The sequence below is a fragment of the Micromonospora yangpuensis genome (assembly GCF_900091615.1).
GTDB classification, from domain to species: Bacteria; Actinomycetota; Actinomycetes; order Mycobacteriales; family Micromonosporaceae; genus Micromonospora; species Micromonospora yangpuensis.
In genome coordinates this window covers 4,851,995-4,868,193 of the sequence record NZ_FMIA01000002.1, presented here as the reverse complement: position 1 = coordinate 4,868,193, position 16,199 = coordinate 4,851,995, and the positions used below count along the sequence as shown (strand labels likewise).

13 protein-coding genes and 1 pseudogene are annotated in these 16,199 nt (G+C 73.7%); 8 read left to right on the top strand and 6 right to left on the bottom strand.

Going from position 1 to position 16,199, the window contains the following annotated elements:
* Positions 1–692 precede the first annotated feature (692 nt).
* The 4 genes from GA0070617_RS21865 to GA0070617_RS21850 are packed head-to-tail and all read left to right on the top strand — an operon-like array spanning position 693 to position 5,720.
* On the top strand, positions 693–2,432 hold the full coding sequence (locus tag GA0070617_RS21865; RefSeq protein ID WP_229688231.1) for a ferric reductase-like transmembrane domain-containing protein: 1,740 nt from the start codon (positions 693–695) through the stop codon (positions 2,430–2,432).
* Positions 2,429–3,898, top strand: coding sequence for an NADH-quinone oxidoreductase subunit NuoF family protein (locus tag GA0070617_RS21860; protein WP_091441812.1), 1,470 nt, complete (start codon positions 2,429–2,431; stop codon positions 3,896–3,898). Before GA0070617_RS21865 ends, GA0070617_RS21860 begins: the two co-directional genes overlap by 4 nt.
* 22 nt (positions 3,899–3,920) lie before the next feature.
* Positions 3,921–4,544, top strand: a complete 624-nt coding sequence (locus tag GA0070617_RS21855) for a TlpA family protein disulfide reductase (RefSeq protein ID WP_229688230.1) — start codon at positions 3,921–3,923, stop codon at positions 4,542–4,544.
* A gap of 3 nt (positions 4,545–4,547) precedes the next feature.
* Entirely contained in the window at positions 4,548–5,720 is a 1,173-nt protein-coding gene (locus GA0070617_RS21850) for a cytochrome c biogenesis CcdA family protein (RefSeq protein ID WP_229688229.1), read from the top strand.
* Here the strand turns inward: GA0070617_RS21850 and serS are convergent.
* The 4 genes from serS to GA0070617_RS21830 form a co-directional block, all read right to left on the bottom strand.
* Entirely contained in the window at positions 5,679–6,956 is a 1,278-nt protein-coding gene (serS, locus tag GA0070617_RS21845) for a serine--tRNA ligase (RefSeq protein WP_091441809.1), read from the bottom strand. The genes GA0070617_RS21850 and serS overlap by 42 nt on opposite strands.
* 155 nt (positions 6,957–7,111) lie before the next feature.
* Positions 7,112–7,894, bottom strand: coding sequence for a hypothetical protein (locus GA0070617_RS30065; RefSeq protein ID WP_139135737.1), 783 nt, complete (start codon positions 7,892–7,894; stop codon positions 7,112–7,114).
* A 106-nt stretch (positions 7,895–8,000) separates the two neighbouring features.
* Entirely contained in the window at positions 8,001–9,071 is a 1,071-nt protein-coding gene (locus GA0070617_RS21835) for a DNA polymerase III subunit beta family protein (RefSeq protein WP_091446968.1), read from the bottom strand.
* A gap of 224 nt (positions 9,072–9,295) precedes the next feature.
* A complete protein-coding gene (locus GA0070617_RS21830; protein WP_091441804.1) occupies positions 9,296–10,468 on the bottom strand; it encodes a saccharopine dehydrogenase family protein in 1,173 nt (390 codons plus the stop codon).
* Positions 10,469–10,750: 282 nt separating this feature from the next.
* Between GA0070617_RS21830 and GA0070617_RS21825 the strand changes: the two genes are divergently transcribed.
* From GA0070617_RS21825 to GA0070617_RS21815, 3 genes are all read left to right on the top strand, one after another.
* Positions 10,751–11,452 (top strand): hypothetical protein, encoded by a 702-nt coding sequence (locus GA0070617_RS21825; protein WP_091441802.1) that lies wholly within the window; start codon positions 10,751–10,753, stop codon positions 11,450–11,452.
* A gap of 156 nt (positions 11,453–11,608) precedes the next feature.
* Complete coding sequence (locus GA0070617_RS21820; RefSeq protein WP_091441800.1) at positions 11,609–12,178, top strand: SigE family RNA polymerase sigma factor; 570 nt, start codon at positions 11,609–11,611, stop codon at positions 12,176–12,178.
* Positions 12,168–13,034: a hypothetical protein gene (locus GA0070617_RS21815; RefSeq protein ID WP_091441798.1), complete on the top strand. Its 867-nt coding sequence runs from the start codon at positions 12,168–12,170 to the stop codon at positions 13,032–13,034. The genes GA0070617_RS21820 and GA0070617_RS21815 overlap by 11 nt, the downstream gene beginning before the upstream one ends.
* Positions 13,035–13,063: 29 nt before the next feature.
* Here the strand turns inward: GA0070617_RS21815 and GA0070617_RS21810 are convergent, their stop codons facing one another.
* Positions 13,064–14,236, bottom strand: a complete 1,173-nt coding sequence (locus tag GA0070617_RS21810; protein ID WP_091446965.1) for an alcohol dehydrogenase catalytic domain-containing protein — start codon at positions 14,234–14,236, stop codon at positions 13,064–13,066.
* Positions 14,236–14,718, bottom strand: coding sequence for a hypothetical protein (locus GA0070617_RS21805; RefSeq protein ID WP_091441749.1), 483 nt, complete (start codon positions 14,716–14,718; stop codon positions 14,236–14,238). The genes GA0070617_RS21810 and GA0070617_RS21805 overlap by 1 nt, the downstream gene beginning before the upstream one ends.
* Before the next feature lie 186 nt (positions 14,719–14,904).
* Between GA0070617_RS21805 and GA0070617_RS32540 the strand changes: the two are divergent.
* Positions 14,905–16,176: pseudogene (locus tag GA0070617_RS32540) on the top strand (winged helix-turn-helix domain-containing protein); the annotation flags it as partial.
* Positions 16,177–16,199: the final 23 nt, after the last annotated feature.

The window sequence follows — 16,199 nt, the reverse complement described above, 5'->3', positions numbered from 1 at the left end:
TGACTAGAAATTAGGCCCCCCAGGGGGCGAATTCCTTCCAAGATCTTCTCGTCGCATCGAGCGCCCACCTGCCTGGCCTGCCCCCGCCCTGCCCGGCGTGCCCTCGCCCGGAGCCTGGCCTGCCCCCGCCCGGCCTGGCCTGCCCCCGCCCGGCCTGGCCTGCCCCCGCCCGGCCCGGCGTGCCCCCGCTCGGCCTGGCCTGCCCTCGCCCGGCCCGGCGTGCCCTCGCCCGGCCCGGCGTGCCCTCGCTCGGCCTGGCGTGCCCTCGCTCGGCCTGGCGTGCCCTCGCTCGGCCTGGCCTGCCCCCGCCTGGCCTGCCTATCCCTGTCCAGCCCTCGCCAAGCCCCTGCCCTGCCTCGCGTCGCCCCGCCCGCCCCGCTCAGCGGCCCCGCCCCGTCCTCGCCCGCCCTCGTCCGCCCCGTCCTCGGCCACCTCGTGGGTGAGAAGGGGCACCTTCTATACCGAATGCGTTAATAGGGGGCCCTTCCTTGCACCTGTGGGGGCGTACACGTGTGGCGGGGGCGACCGGTTCGAAGAAGTTGCCAAAAAATTTTGGCAGCCGGTGATCCGCTCGCGGTGTCCGGCCGTACTCGATGTGGGAGCAGGGTCGGCCGGTGGCGTGCCGCCGTTAGACGATCGAGGAGCAGATGGCCCGGGCAAAGCAGAGCGAGAAGGCCGAGACCGTCCGCACCATGAGCAGTAGCAGAGGAGGTAAGGCCCGGTCGCCGATGACCATCATGCTGTTGATCGGGTCGGTGCTCGCCCTGATCTGGGCGGTCACCATGCTCACCTCTGCCGGGCAGCAGGTGTACGCGTTCTCCTTCTTCTTCACCGAGTTCTTCGCCGGGGTGGTCGCCCTGGTCGCGTTGAGCCTCACCGTGATGATGGGACTGATCGCCACCGACCGGCTGGTGCTGAAGATCCCGCACCGGGTGCTGCTCCAGTCGGCGCACCGGGCCACCGGCATCATCGGCGTGGTCGGCCTGGTCTTCCACGTCATCACCAAGATCGCGATTGGGCGGGCCGGCAGCACCGACGCCATCGTGCCGTTCGTCGGTGGTCGGGGCCTCTACGTGGGGCTCGGCACCATCTCGGCCCTGCTGATGGTGAGCGTGCTCTGGACCGGTCTGATCCGGGCCCGCTTCGCCGGGGTCGGCCCGAAGTGGCTCTGGCGCGGGTTGCACTCGATGGCGTACGTCTCCTGGCCGTTCGCCATCGGGCACGGTCTGAACACCGGTCGGCCGCCGGCCACCTGGGTGACCCTGAGCTACCTGGCCTGTGTGCTGCTGGTGGTGGTGGCGCTCTTCGTCCGGCTCTCGGTGACGCTGGGTAAGCGCAGCCGGGAGCAGACCCAGGCCGCCGCGCTGAACCTGGCGATGGCCGGCAAGCCGGTCGACCAGGGGCTGGGCAAGACGTTGCTGGCCAACCTCACCGGGCGTAAGGGCGAGGCCGGGGAGAAGAAGGGCGAGGGCAAGTCGGGTCGGAGTCGCTCCGCCGGCTGGGCCGACACCACCACCACCAGCGGTTGGTCCACGTCGGCCGGTGCTGCCCGGCGGCGGGACACCGAGCGGTTCACCGTACCGGTGGTGCCGGAGCCCGGGACCCTGCGTGAGCCGGTCCGGCCGCCCCGCCGCCGGGACGAGGAGTTGGCCCCGGCCGCCCGTCGGCGGGACGAGGACGACCTGGTGTCGGTGGGTCGGGACGAGGACGAGCGGCCGGCCCGGCGGCGTCGCGACGACGACACCGAGCTGCTGCGGGCCGAGCCCGAGCGCGGCTCCCGCCGTCGTCGGGTCGACGAGGAGGAGCTGGCCCCGGTCGCCCGCCGCCGCGACGACGAAGGTCGCTCCCGCCGGGACGAGGACGAGCGTCGGTCCCGTCGCGACGACGAGGACCGTCGGTCCCGTCGGGACGCCGACGAGTACGCGCCGGTGGCCCGCCGCGAGGAGCGGACGTCGCGCCGCCGCCGCGACGACGACGAGGTCGAGGTGACCACCCGCCGGTCGCGGCCCCGGGTGGAGGCCCGCGCCCGGTACTCCGCGCCGCCGCTGAGCAGCGAGGCCCCCGAGGAGCCGTGGGACAGCCCGCGCCGCTGGGAGGCCGGCGACCCGGTCTCGGCCGCGCCCCGTTCCGCCGCGCCCCGGGACCCGGTCTCGGCCGCGCCGCGCGAGCCGATCTCCGCCGCGCCGCGCAGTGGCAGCGGTCGGCACAGCATCGAGGACGAGGAACCGGAGGAGGTTCCCGACTACTGGCGGCCCCCGGGCCGGTACGTCACCGACGAACTGCCCGTCGACGACACGCCGACCCTGGTCGACCTGGCCTCGCGGCGGGCCCGTAAGGCCTCCGACAAGGGACCGGCGCGGCGCGGCAAGCGGGCCAACGCCGACGCGGTCGACAGCGCGTACTGGGCCGGCCTGAGGGGTGAGGCGAAATGACGATGCGAACGACGGTGCCGCCGGTGGCCTGCGTCGGCGAGCCCCGGCTCACCGCCGGGTTCGCCGAGTTCGGCCGGCTCGACCGGTACGCCCACGAGGAGGTCCACGGCCCGATCGGCCCGATGGAACCGGCCAACCTGCTCCGGCTGGCCGAGAGCATGCAGCTCAAGGGCAAGGGCGGGGCGGGTTTCCCGTTCGCCAAGAAGCTGCGCGCGGTGCTGGAGTCCTGCGAGCGCCAGGACCTCTCGCCGGTGGTGGTGGTCAACGCCACCGAGGGGGAGCCGGCGAGCTGGAAGGACAAGGTGCTGCTCACCCGGGCCCCGCACCTGATACTCGACGGCGCGGCGCTGGCCGCGTTCGCGTTGGACGCCGAGGAGATCGTCATCGGGGTGGCCGACGACGGCATCGGCCGCGAGTCGCTGACCCTGGCGCTGGAGGAGCGCCCGATGCCGGTGCGGACCAGCATCGTCACCGTGCCGCACCGGTTCATCTCCGGTGAGGGCGGCGCGTTGATCAACGGCATCAACGGGTTGCCGCACATCCCGTCGGGCACCAAGAAGCGTTCCAGCGACTCGGGGGTCAGCGGGCTGCCGACGCTGCTCTCCAACGCCGAGACGTACTCGCAGCTCGCCGTCGCCGCCCGGCTCGGCCCGTACGAGTATGCGGCGCTCGGCACCGACGACGAGCCCGGCACCGTCCTGCTCACCGTCACCGGCGCGGCCGGCCGCCCGGCCGTGGTGGAGTGTGCCGCCGGTACGCCGCTGCGGGACGTGCTCGACCTCTGCGAGGTGCCCGAGGGGCCGGGCATCCTGATGGGCGGCTACCACGGCAAGTGGATCACCGCGGCGGCGGCGGACCGGGCCGAGGTGTCCCGCAAGGGGCTGGCCGCCGTCGGCGGCACCCTGGGCGCGGGCATCATCGTCCCGCTCGGCAAGGACACCTGCCCGCTGGGCGAGGCCGCCCAGGTGGTCCGCTACCTGGCCGGCGAGTCGGCCGGGCAGTGTGGACCGTGCAAGATGGGCCTGCCCGACCTGGCCCGCGCCGTCGACCTGGCGGTCTCCGGCAGCGCCCCGGTCGAGGTGGTCCGGGCCGCCGCCGGCGACGTCAAGGGCCGCGGCGCGTGCAGCCACCCCGACGGTACGTCCCGATTCGCCCTCTCCGCGATGGAGGTCTTCGCCGACGACCTGCGGCTGCACACCACCGGCGAGGGCTGCGGCCGACGGGTCAAGGGCGTGATGGGGCTGCCCGGCGCACCCGACGGCAACCCGCAGAAGCTGACCCTGGACTGGTCCCGCTGCGACGGCCACGGGCTCTGCGCCCACGTCGTACCGGACTTCATCCGGCTGGACGCCAACGGCTACCCCGCCTTCCCACCCACCCCGGTGCCGACCTGGCTGCGCGAGGGCGCGCAGAAGGCCGTCAAGGTCTGCCCCGAACTCGCGCTACGCCTGGTCAAGGCCGGCTGACCGCACCGAAAGGAGCCGGCGGATGCGGAAACGACCCGTCGTGGCCGCACTGCTGGCCACCACCCTGCTGGGTACGCTCTCCTGCACCGCCGGCGAGCCCGACGGCGCGGCACCACCCCGCCCGGTCGGCGTGACCCAACCCGCCGGGCCGGCTCCGACGGCTTCCGGCTCGCCCGGGGCGGGTGCGGTGCCATTGGGCATCCCGCCGGGGGCGGGCGCGGTGCCGTCGAGCATCCCGCCCGCGCCGGAGACGCTGCGTTTCACCGGGCGCACCCTGGACGGCAAGCCCTTCTCCGCCGCCGCGCTCGCCGGCCGGCCGGTGGTGCTCTGGTTCTGGGCGCCCTGGTGCGCCACCTGCGCCAGCCAGGCCTGGACGGTCGCCGAGGTGGCCCCGGTCTACCGCGACACGGTACCGATCATCGGGGTGGCCGGCCTCGGCGAACAGCAGGCCATCCGGGACTTCGTCACCGAGTTCGAGCTGGCCCAGATGCCTACCCTCGACGACCGGGAGGGTGCCGTCTGGCGGCGCTTCGAGGTGGTGGAGCAGAGCACCTTCGTGATCATCGACCGCGACGGCCGCATCGTCCACCAGGGATTCCTCGACGGGGAGGCGCTCACCCGGCGACTCGCCCAACTCGCCGGCTGACCGGTGTCGTCGGCCCCGCTGCTGCTGGCGTTGACCGCCGGCATGCTCGGCGCGGTCAACCCGTGCGGCTTCGCGATGCTGCCGGCGTACCTCTCGGTCCTGGTCGTCGACCCGCCACCGGAGCGCGCCGCGTCACCGGACCGCGCGGGCGTCGCCGGTCGCGGCCTGCGCAGTGGGCGCGGGCCGTCCGGTGGTCGCGGCGGGGCCGGCGGTGGTCGCGGTGGGGCCGGCGGTGGTCGCGGTGGATCCGAGGGCGGCGGCCGGCTCGGTGGGCGGGGCAGTCGCGACGAGGTCGGTCGGCGGGGTGCGGTGCGGCGGGCGCTGACCGCCGGTGCCGCGCTGACCATCGGGTACGTCCTGGTCTTCGGCGCCTTCGGGCTGGCGCTGGCACCGCTCACCGGTTGGCTGCGCCCCCGGCTGCCCTGGGTGACCCTCCTGCTCGGCCTGCTGCTGGTGGCCCTCGGCTGCTGGCTGCTCGCCGGCCGGCGACTGCCCGGCCCGCCTGGGTTCACCAGGGCACCCCGGCTGAGCCGGACCTGGCCGGCCATGACCCTGTTCGGCATGGCGTACGCGCTGACCTCGCTCACCTGCGCGATCGCCCCGTTCCTGGCGATCGTGGCGACCAGCTTCCAGGCCGGCTCCACGCTGCGCGGGCTGGCCCTGTTCGGGGCGTACGCGATCGGGATGGGTCTGGTGGTCACCGTGACCGCGCTCGGCGTCGCGCTGCTACGCGGCCAGCTGGTGGCCCGGTTGCGCGGTGCCGGCGCGGTCGTGCCCCGGCTCGGCGGCGCGGTGCTGCTGGCCGCCGGCGGTTACGTCGCCTGGTACGGCTGGTACGAGCTGCGGCTGGCCGCCGGCCGACGCGACGCGGTGCACGACCCGGTGGTGACCGCCGCCGGCCGGGTCCAGCAGCAGCTGGTCGCCGCCCTGGACACCGCCGGCCCGGTCACCCTGGGCGTGCTGCTGGTGCTCATGCTGGCGCTGGCCGCCGGGCGTGGGTGGCGGGCCCGTCCCGCCACTGCCGCCGGCGCTCCTGTGCCGGCCGGTGGTCCCGCCCGCCCGGACGATGGTTGGCCGGACGGTGGCCGGGCGGACGGTGCCCGCCCGGACGGTGGCCGGGCGGGGAGGGGGCGGTCAGCGGGGGGTGAGGCGGTCGGTGCCGAGCCGGTCGCGTAGCACCTCGGGGATCAGCACCGAGCCGTCGGGCTGCTGGAACTGCTCCAGGATGGCCGGGAAGAGCCGGCTGGTGGCCAGCGCCGACCCGTTGAGGGTGTGCACGAACCGGGTCTGCTTGCCACCCGGCTCCCGGTAGCGGATGGCCGCCCGGCGGGCCTGGTAGTCCCCGGCCCAGGAGACCGACGAGACCTCCTTGTACTTGCCGGTGCTCGGCATCCACACCTCGATGTCGAGGGTCTTCTTCATCGACGCGCTGGCGTCACCGGCCGACAGCAGGCTGCGCTGGTAGTGCAGGCCCAGCTTCTCGACCAGGCTCTCCGCGTGGGCGAGCATCTCCTCCAGCGCCGCGTCGGCCTGCTCGGGCAGGGTGAACTGGAAGATCTCCACCTTGTTGAACTGATGCCCCCGCACGGTGCCGCGCTCGTCCGAGTGCGAGCCGGCCGCCTCCCGCCGGTAACACGGGGTGTACGCGAATGCCTTCAGCGGCAGCTTCGACGTCTCCAGGATCTCGTCCTGGTACGCCCCGAGGATCGCCGTCTCCGAGGTGGGCAGCAGGAACTGCCCGCGCGGGGCGGACTCCCGGTCCAGGTGGTAGACGTCGTCGTAGAACTTGGGGAACTGGCCGGCGGCGAAACCGGCGGTGTCCAGCAACAGGTGCGGCGGGAGCAGGAACTCGTAACCGGCCCGCACGTGCTCGTCGATGAACCAGTTGAGCAGCGCCCACTCCAGACGGGCGCCCATCCCGGTGTACATCCAGAAACCGGAACCGCCGAGCTTGACGCCCCGCTCGTGGTCGACCAGCCCGAGCATCCGGCTCAGCTCCACGTGGTCGCGGACCTGCTCGATGGCCGGCGGCGCACCGAAGGTCTTCACCACCCGGTTGGCCTCCTTGCCGCCGGGGACCACGTCGTCGGCGGGCAGGTTGGGCAGCTCGCTCATCCGGCCCCGCAACCGGGACTGGACCTCGTCGAGCTGGGCCTCCAACTCGGCGACCTGCTTGCGCCCCGGGTCCGGGGCGGGCGGCTCGGTGCCGGCCCGCTTGGCCGCCGCGTACGCCCGGGCGTCGGCCTTGCGGCGCTGCCGTTCGGCGTCGATCTCGGTGATCAGGGCGCGCCGGTCCCGGTCGAGCTGCCCGATCTCGTCCAGGGCGGCGGTGACCTCGGCCGGATCGAGCCGCTTTGCCAACGCGGTCGCGACCGCCTCGCGATCCTTCCGGATCAACTCCATGTCGAGCATGCTGCTCGTACGCCTCCGTCCGGACGTCCAGGTGACCAACCCCCCGATGCTACCGCCCGCCGCCGGGTGGCGATGACCCAGCACGGGGCCGGCCAAGAGCGTTCGATCCTCCGGTGGCCGCCCGGCGGTGGGCGCTGGTGTCGTCCGGCGGTGGGTCAGGGGCGGGGGCCTCGTTGTTGTCCGCGCGCCTGGTCCGGGTGCCAGGGCTGCTGGTACTGCGCGTTCGGGTTCCAGGGCGGGCTGGCTGGCGTAGTGGAGCTTGACGCTTCGGCGTACGGGTGTCCGGGGTAGCTCGGCAGTCTGGCGGCGGCGACCTCGGCCGCTGTCGGCTGGGCGGCGGGCTCGGTGGATGTGAGTTTCTGGAGCTGTTCGGGGGTGGGTCGGTTCGCCTTCAGGGCGAGGTAGCGGGTGTGCGCGTCGTGGCTGCTCGGCGGTGGGGCATAGCTGTCCCAGCCGTACTCGATGATTTTCATGAGTTCCATGTCGCCCGGGTTCTTGACCTGGCCCCGCCCGATGTTCTTGAGCCGTCTACCGATGTTGACGGTGCCGATCCCGTCCACATCGACGGTACAACGGGCGCTGGGTTCTGCCTCTCCGTGCCTTTTCTTGGCCTCGGCCATCGCGAGCGCATTGTCCTCGGATCGGTGGAACGTTCGTTGGCCGCTCCGCAGTGCGGTGCTCGTATCCGGGAGGTGGCCGTTCTGGAACAGTTCGTTTCGCAGCAGCGGTGGCATGTCCCGTGGCCCGCCGTGCGAGCCCCTTTTCTCGGGGTTGTTGTAGTGGCGTAGATTTTTTGCGAACCGGATCTCGGCCGCGTCCAGCCCGTCCACCTTGACTTGGAGCTTTCCCGCGGTGACGACGATGTGCCCATTCGTGCGAAGTCTACGGTAGGTTTTCGCCCATTCCGCCCACTCTTCGGACGTCTTTCGCTTCGCCACGTTCGTTCTCCTTGACCGCACACGTAGAGACTCCTACCTACCGATCCTATGTCGATGGTGTGTCTTGCGTTGGAGGAGACCTCCGTCCCTCAGTACGGAGAGATAGTCAGAGGTGGATGGGCATCAGGACGGAGAAGGTGCCCGGCCGGGTGGGACGGCGGATCGCCAGCGGGGTGACCGGGCCGTCCAGCTCCAGGACCAGCTGGGCGTCGCCGGCGGCGTCCAGCGCGTCGAGCAGGTACCCCTTGTTCACCCCGATCCGCAGCTCACCGTCTGCCACGCTGGCCTCGGCCGGCGTCAGGGGCCGTAGTCCGTCGTGGGCGTCCACACCCAGCACGGTCAGCGGATGGGCAACCCCGTCGTGCTCCCGGACCACGACGGGAACCGCGTGCAGCGCGGCCCGCAGAGCTGGCACGTCGAAAGGTATCCGGCGGACCTCTCGGTCGTCGACGGTACGTCGCAGCAGCCGGCGGTAGTCCGGGAAGTCGTACGGCAGGGCGGTGGCCCGGATCGTCCGGTCGCCCACCACGGCCGCGACGGTGGACGGCGCGATCTCCACGCTGACCGTACCGTCGGGGCCCGTGGCCAGCAGGGCGCGCAGCTCGTCCACCGCACCGAGCGGGAGCAGCGCGCGCACCGCCGCCCCGGCCACCCGCGCGGGGGTACGGGCCACCGCCAGCCGGTGCCGGTCGGTGGCGACCAGGCGTACCTCGTCGGAGTCGACGTCGACCAGCACCCCGGCGAGCATCGGCAGGTCGGGGTCGACGCCGGCGGCGAAGCGCACCGCGTCGACGGCGGCGGCCAACTCGGCCCCGGACAGCACCAGCCGGGTGGTCGACGCGGCCCCGACCGGTTCCAGCAACGCCCGCACCCGGGCCAGCTCCCGTCGGGCGTCGGTCAACCCGTCCTCCAACCGGCGCAGGTGCGCGTCGAGCAGCCGATGTACGGCGGCCGGCTCGTCGCGTCGACGCAGCGCGGCGGCGATGTCGGCCAGCGGCATGCCGACCCGGCGCAGCCCGGCCACCAGGCGGGCCGGCAGCACCTGCTCGTCGGCGTACCAGCGGTAGCCGGTGGCCGGGTCGACAAGCGCCGGCGTCAGGATGCCGGAGCGGTCGTAGAACCGCAGGGCGCTCACGCTCAGCCCGCTGGCGCGGGCGAACTCGCCGATGCTGTGCAGGTCGCCTCCCACACCGGCCGATCCTGCCACCTCGACCAGGTCGAGGGTCCACCCCGCACCCGTCACTCACCCCGCCCGCCGCCCGTGCGCTGCTCGCGCGCTGCCTGCCCGCGCTGCCTGCCCGCGCTGCCTGCCCGCGCTGGCCGCCCGCGCGGTGCTCGCTGCCGCCGGGGCGGTGAGAGGGGTTCCCTTCTCTACCGAAAGCGTTAACAGGGGGCCCTTCCTTACTCCAGGGTGCGGAAGGTTAGGCCGGCGCGGGTGAGGCGTTGTAGGAGGTGGTCGCCCATGGCGGCGACCGGGGTGAGCTGGCCAGCGGTGGGTGGCAGGTCGTCCAGGGCGAGGCAGAGCGCGGACTCGGCGAGCATCTTCGCCGTCTCGTCGTAGCCCGGGTCGCCACCGGAGACCTCGGTGACCACCCGACGGCCACCACCGGCGCCGACGAAACGGACGGTGAACCACGACTTCGCCCGCTGCTGCGGTGTGGGGCCCTGCCCGGAGGCCAGTCGTCCGAACAGCCAGCGTCGGGTCGGTGGCAGCTTCACCAGCGCCAGCAGGCCGCCCAGCCCGACCGCGCCGGCCAGCACGGCGGGCAGCCGCTTGACCGAGACGAAGTGCCGGTAGCGGAAGTCCGGGCCGTACTCCGGGCAGGCCGCCGCCGACCGGCGGACCACCTGCGGGTCGATGGTCGGCAGCGGGACCGCCCAACCCCCGGTCTCCGCCGACCGACCGATCCTGCCCGGTACGGCCCGCACCCGCCGGTCGTCCGGGCGCGGCTCGACGGCCTTCCGCTCGCGGGCCGCCCGGCTGGCCTGCGCGGTACGGGAGAGCGCGGTCAGCGCCGAGTGGTACGTCCCGGCGGAGAACCGGCCACCGCCGCGGAGGTACCCGTCGACGGTGATCGGCACCCCGTCGGGCAGTTTCGTGACGGTGAACCAGACCCCCAGGTCGTGCGGGATCGAGTCGAAGCCGCAGGCGTGCACCAGCCGGGCCCCGGTGCGCTGCGCCTCGGCGTGGTGCCGCACGTACATCAGGTCGACGAACTCCGGCTCACCGGTGATGTCCAGGTAGTCCGTGCCGGCCTGGGCGCAGGCGGCCACCAGTGGCTCGCCGTGGTGCACGTACGGGCCGACCGTGCTGGCCACCACCCGGGCGCTGCGGGCCACCGTACGCAGCGAGTCTGCGTCGGTGACGTCGGCGGTGAGCAGCGGCAGCTCCGCCAGGCGGGGCTCGATGCCGGCCAACCGGTCCCGTACCCCGGCGAGCTTCTCCGGGTTCCGCCCGGCCAGCGCCCACCGCAGGTCGGCCGGGGCGTGCCGGGCCAGGTACTCGGCGGTGAGCGCGCCGGTGAACCCGGTCGCGCCGAACAGGACAAGGTCGTACGGCCGGTCGTCACGCATCCACCGAGTCTGCCACCCCGCCGCCGACCCGGCCGGATGATCGGACCGCGCCGATCTGCCGGAACGCCCAGGGCGCCGGGCGGCCCACCGGCCGGGCCGTGGGCCGCCGGTGCCGCCTGCCGGTCGGGGGGTAGGTGCCGGTGCCGCCTGCCGGTCGGGCCGAGAAAAATGTGGCGCCGGCTGAAACCGGGACCGGGGTCCGGGCGTCGTGAGGGTGAAGCTCCCGCTTCCACAGTAGATTCACCACTGCGGTCGGCCGCAGTGCCGACGAGGAGACGTGAAATGTCGATCAAGCGATGGATCGCCGGTGCCGGACTGGTGGCGCTTACCGGTGCGCTGGGGGCGTGCGGCGCGGACGCGCCGGCGACCGACTCGACCCCGGCGCGGGAGGTGGCGTTGACCCAGTCGGCCACGCCGCCACAGGAGGCGACTGCGAGTTCGTCGGCTGCCCCGTCGGAGCAGGCACCGTCAGAGGCGGCCCCGACCCGGTCGGTAGCGCCGAAGGACGACGCGCCGAAGCCGGCGGAAGCCGTCCCGCCGGTGCTGACCGGGAAGCGGTGGGGAACGATCGTCCGGGTCGACTCGTTCGAGGGCGGGCTGTCGTTGCTCGACGGCGGGCGCCTGACCGAGGTCGACGGGGACGAGGGCCGGCAGCTGTTCGCGCCGACCCCGCTCGGCGGGAAGAAGTACCTGATCAAGTCCTACCAGCGCGGCAGCACCAGCCCGCTCTGCTGGCGGGTGCACAACCCCAACACCAACGAGCCACTGAGCGTCCGGGGTGCCACCTGCAACGCCAACGACCGCAACCAGCAGTTCGTGATCGACCCGGACAAGCGGGGTGATGCCACGGTGTACCTGATCAGCAACCAGTCGGCGTACCTGCGGACCTCGGCCAGCAACGGTCTGATCATGGAAGAGTTGGGCGACAACCCGCCGGTCAGCTACTTCAAAATCAACGACAACGGGGCCGCGCCCCGAAACTGATCGTCGACCCGGTCGGGTCGCACCACGCCCCAGGATCCGCTGCGGGCGGGGCGGGGGGCCCGACCGGGCCACGTCGGGCTGCCGGCTGGCAGCGCCGAGTGCCGCCACCGGACGGTGACCGTACCGGAACAACCGGACAGGTAGAGGGCATGATCGATGCGTGATGCCGAGGAGTTCGACGCGTTCTACACGTCGTCGGCTCAGCGCCTGCTGGGGCAGGTGTACGCGATGCTCGGCAACCGGACCGACGCGGAGGACGCGGTCGCCGAGGCGTACGCCCGGGCCTGGGACCGGTGGTCCACCGTGCGCGAGTGCGACAGCCCGGAGGCCTGGGTACGCACCGTCGCCTACCGCATCGCGGTGAGCGCCTGGCGGCGGACGGTGAACCGGCTCCGGGCCCACCACCGGCAGACCGTCGACCAGCACCTCGACGGGATCTCCGTCGACCACGTGGCACTCGTCGCCGCGCTGCGCCGCATCCCCGCTGACCAGCGTCGGGTGGTGGTCCTGCACCATCTGGTCGGCCTCAGCGTCACCGAGATCGCCACCGAGATCGGCAGCAACCCGAACACCGTCAAGACCTGGCTCGTCCGTGGCCGCCGGGACCTGGCCGCCCACCTGAGGGTGGGCGGGCGCGAGGAGTACGGCGCAGCGGAGCCCCGCGGTCGTGACCGGAAGGCGACGCCGCACCAGCGCGCGGGCGGAAGGAGGAACGATGGCACCTGACGACAACCTTGACGAGGCGCTGCGGGAACTGGCCCGACACGCCCGGCAGACCGGTCGGGTCGCCACCGCCTCCGACGTCCGCCGCCGCGGCGACACGCGCCGTCGGCGTCGGTACGGCGCGACCGCCGTACTCGGGGTCGTGCTGCTCGGGGCGGTGGGGGTCGGCATCGCCGGGTTCGCCGGCCGACCGCCCGACACCCTGCCGGCCGGGCCGACCGCCGTCCCGTCCCGGTCGGCTCCGCTACCGTCGCTGCCGACGCCGAACCCCGCTCGACCGACGCCGACCCCGACCGGCAGCGCGCCTGTCGACACTGCGCCGACCGGCGGCACCGCGAGCGGCAGCGCCCCGACCGGTGCCGCTCCGGCCACCAGCGCCGGCACCTCGGCCTCGACGCCCGCCGCCGAGGTGGATCCGCTCAAGCTCGCCCGGCGTCAGTACGCCGTCGTCCGGACGGGCGCTTTCGAATCGGCGGTCTCCCTGCTCGACGACGGCCAACTCGGCGAGGTCGACGGTGACGAGGGACGCAGCCTCTTCGTCTTCCTTCCGCAACCGGACGGCAGCTACCTGATCCGTACCGCCGAGCCGGACAGCGCCGGGACCAGGCACTGCTGGCAGGTCGGCGCGGGTGGCGGCACGCCGCCGATCGTGGCGGCGCGGTGCGTACCGACCGACCCGGCACAGCAGTTCACCATCGGGACCGGCCCGACGGCGGACGGCGACCGCACCCACACCATCGGCAACGGGTCCGCGTTCCTCCGACACTCCAGCCAGTTGGGGCTGGTGCTGGCCGAGGCCGACGCGGCGGACGCGGACACGGTGTTCCGGTTCGTCGACAACGGGGCGGCACCACGGTGAGTCGGACACCCCGCGCCAGGCCCGACCGGTCAGCCGGCCGCCTCCTGCGGGGCGAAGACCACCCGTACGCAGCCGTCGGCGCGGGTCCGGAACAGGTCGTACCCGAGCGGCCCCTGCTCCAACGGCAGCCGGTGGGTGGCCAGGTGCTCGGTCCGTACCTCGTCGCGGGCCATCAGCTCCAGCAGCCGTGGCACGTACCGCTGACCGTTCTGGCGGGAGCCCCGGACGGTGATTCCCTTGTGCAGCACCGCACCGAGCGGGAACGCGTCGACGAACCCGGAGGCCGCGCCGAGGACGGCCACCGTCCCGCCCTTGCGGCAGGCGTGCACCGCCTCCCGGACCGCCGGGGCGTCCCCCGCCGGCCGGCCGCCGAGCCGGGCAGCGAAGGACCGAGCCCGCGGCCCGCCCTCCCCGGCCGCCTCCACGCACACGTCCGGCCCCCGCCCCCCGCTGCGTTCGCGCAGCTCGGCGGCGACATCGGTACGCCCCAGATGCAGCGTCTCCACCCCGACGGCACGCTCGACCATCCGGAGCCGGTCGTCGTACCGGTCGACCACGATCACCCGTTCCGCGCCGCGCATCAGGGCCGCCAACGCGGTCAACTGGCCGACCGCCCCCGCGCCCCAGACCGCCACCACGTCACCCGGGCCCACCCCACCCAGGTCGGCACCGAGCCAGCCGGTCGGGGCGGCTTCCGAGGCGAACACCGCCCGGTCGTCACTGACCCCCTCCGGCACCCCGAAGGCACCCACATCGGCGTACGGGACCCGGACGTACTCGGCGTGGGAGCCGGCGAAGCCGCCGGCCGAACGCGGGTGCCCGTAACACCCGGCGGCCGGTGCGCCCCACGGCGGTTCGGCCACCATCGCCTCGGCGCTGCTGCCGTTGTCACAGCAGGAGTAGAGCCCACGCCGGCAGTACCAGCACCGTCCGCAGGAGACGGTGGAACAGACCACCACCCGGTCGCCGACCCGGTGCCGGCTCACCTCCGGACCGACCTCGACCACGTCGCCGAGGAACTCGTGCCCGAGGGCCTCCCCGACGCTGGGCGCCGGCTGTCCGCCGGTCAGCATCGGCAGCTCGGCCCCGCAGGCGGCGCTGCGGCGAACCCGGACGATGACATCATGGGCGTTGCGCAGCTCCGGGTCCGGGACCTGGCGTACCACCAGACCGTCGCCGCCGTCCCAGCACAGTGCCCGCATCACCACACCCCCGGTCCGGCCCCGTCCGGCCGGTCCATCGACGATCGGTCCGACCGCAGCAGCTCACCGGTCTCGGCGAGCTGCTTGACCTGCCGCAACGCCTGCCGAACCAACCGTGCGGGATCGTCACCCACCAGGTGCGCGGCCAGCCCGGCCGGTACCCCGGGCCGCCACCGCGCGGCCAACTCGGTGCCCCGTTCCCCGGGTGCCGAACCCACCCGCACCTCCACCGCCCCGTCGAGCTGACGTAGCGGTGCCGGCCAGACCCCGCCCGGCAGCACCTGGGCGGGCGGCCGGTCCACGGTCACCACCTGCCATTGGCCGGACGCGTCGGCACTTCGCCGGCCGGTGGTGCGTCGGCGGTGCCGCCGGCCGGTGGCGTGTTGGCGGTGCCGCCGGCCGGCGGCGACCAACGCCCGACCCGCCGCCATTCCGACGATCGTCGCCGCGAGCATCATCCCGCCCCGGGTCGAACGTCTCATCCGTCACCACCTGCCCTCCGGTCGTGCCCGCTGTCCGGACGTGCCCTGCTCTCGTGTCCAAGGGGTGTCCGGCTCCTCCAGCATCGGTCCGGTGGGGGTGAGACCGGCTCCCCCCGAAGGGGTGAAGCGAGACCGGTCGGGTATCCGCCTGTCCGCACCCGTGACGCGTCCCTGGGGGAGGGTCGGATGCCGTCGGACCAGCACAGTGCCCCGCCGGACCAGCACGGTGCTCTGTCGATACCACTGCTGGCCTCCCGGCTGACCCCGCCCGTGCCGCGCGGACCGGTGCTCGCCCGCACGCGCCTGTTGAGGCGGCTGGACGCCGACGGCGCACCGGTCACCCTGGTCTCGGCCCCGGCGGGCTGGGGCAAGACCACCCTGCTCGCCTCCTGGGCCCGCACCGGCGCGGTTCCGGCTGGCCCTGTCGGCCCCGTCGGTTCCGTTGGCCCCGTCGGTTCCGTTGGCCCCGTCGGTTCCGTTGGCCCCGTCGGTTCCGTTGGCCCCGTGGGCCCCGCTGGCCCCGCTGGTCCCGTTGACCCCGCTGGTCTGGCTGATCCGGCTGGTCCCGTTGACCTTGCTGGCCCCGTTGGCCTGGCTGGTCCGGCTGGTGTCGGCTGGTTGTCGGTGGAGGTCGGCGACACCGGTGAGCGGTTCTGGGCGTACCTCATCGGCGCGTTGACCGGGGCGACCGGTACCGACGGTGGGTCGGACGGTGTCGGTGGGGTGGCGGGTCGCGGTGCGCTGGTCGGTCTGCCCGGCCCCGCGCGGCTCGAAGCCCTGGCCGGGATGCTTGCCGCCGCCGACCGACCGACGGTGCTGGTCCTGGACGATCTGCACCGGGTCACCGAACCGGCGGTGTTCGCCGGGTTGGAGTTCCTGTTGCGGCATGCCGAGGGTCGGCTGCGCCTGGTCGTCGGCGCGCGTACCGGGCTGTTCCCGGCCCTGCACCGGCTGCGGCTGACCGGTGAGCTCAACGAGATCGGCCCCGCCCAGCTTGCCTTCACCGACGACGAGGCCGCCGACCTGCTCGTCGCACACGGTGTCCGCCTGTCGGCGGAGATGGTATGCAGGTTGCGCGAACGTACCGGGGGTTGGGCGGCGGGTCTGCGGTTCGCGGCCCGGGCGGTACGCGGCCACCCCGACCCGGGCCACTGGGTCACCCGCTTCGGCGGTGACCACCCGGACGTGGCCGGGTACCTGCGCGCCGAGGTGCTCGACGGTCTCGGCCCCGGTGAACTCGACCTGCTGCGCCGGTGTGCGGTCACCACGGCCGTCCGCGCCGACCTCGCCGCCGCGCTCACCGGCCGGACCGACGCCGAACAGCTGCTGGCCACGCTGGCCCGCGACGGTGGCGTCCTGCACCAGGACGACAGCGATCCACCCTGGTACCGCTGCCATCCGCTGCTGACCGACCTGCTCCGTACCGAGGTGGACCGACTGCCCGAGGAGGAGGTTCGCGACCTGCACCGGCGGGCCGCCGA

Excerpts from the sequence above, each read along its gene's own strand:
- GA0070617_RS21860 (WP_091441812.1), top strand. The coding sequence starts at position 2,429 with ATGACGATGCGAACGACGGTGCCGCCGGTGGCCTGCGTCGGCGAGCCC.
- GA0070617_RS21810 (WP_091446965.1), bottom strand. The coding sequence starts at position 14,236 with ATGCGGGCACTGTGCTGGGACGGCGGCGACGGTCTGGTGGTACGCCAG.
- GA0070617_RS21825 (WP_091441802.1), top strand. The coding sequence starts at position 10,751 with ATGTCGATCAAGCGATGGATCGCCGGTGCCGGACTGGTGGCGCTTACC.
- GA0070617_RS21820 (WP_091441800.1), top strand. The coding sequence starts at position 11,609 with ATGCGTGATGCCGAGGAGTTCGACGCGTTCTACACGTCGTCGGCTCAG.
- serS (WP_091441809.1), bottom strand. The coding sequence starts at position 6,956 with ATGCTCGACATGGAGTTGATCCGGAAGGATCGCGAGGCGGTCGCGACC.
- GA0070617_RS21805 (WP_091441749.1), bottom strand. The coding sequence starts at position 14,718 with ATGAGACGTTCGACCCGGGGCGGGATGATGCTCGCGGCGACGATCGTC.
- GA0070617_RS21865 (WP_229688231.1), top strand. The coding sequence starts at position 693 with ATGAGCAGTAGCAGAGGAGGTAAGGCCCGGTCGCCGATGACCATCATG.
- GA0070617_RS21815 (WP_091441798.1), top strand. The coding sequence starts at position 12,168 with ATGGCACCTGACGACAACCTTGACGAGGCGCTGCGGGAACTGGCCCGA.
- GA0070617_RS21855 (WP_229688230.1), top strand. The coding sequence starts at position 3,921 with ATGCGGAAACGACCCGTCGTGGCCGCACTGCTGGCCACCACCCTGCTG.
- GA0070617_RS21830 (WP_091441804.1), bottom strand. The coding sequence starts at position 10,468 with ATGCGTGACGACCGGCCGTACGACCTTGTCCTGTTCGGCGCGACCGGG.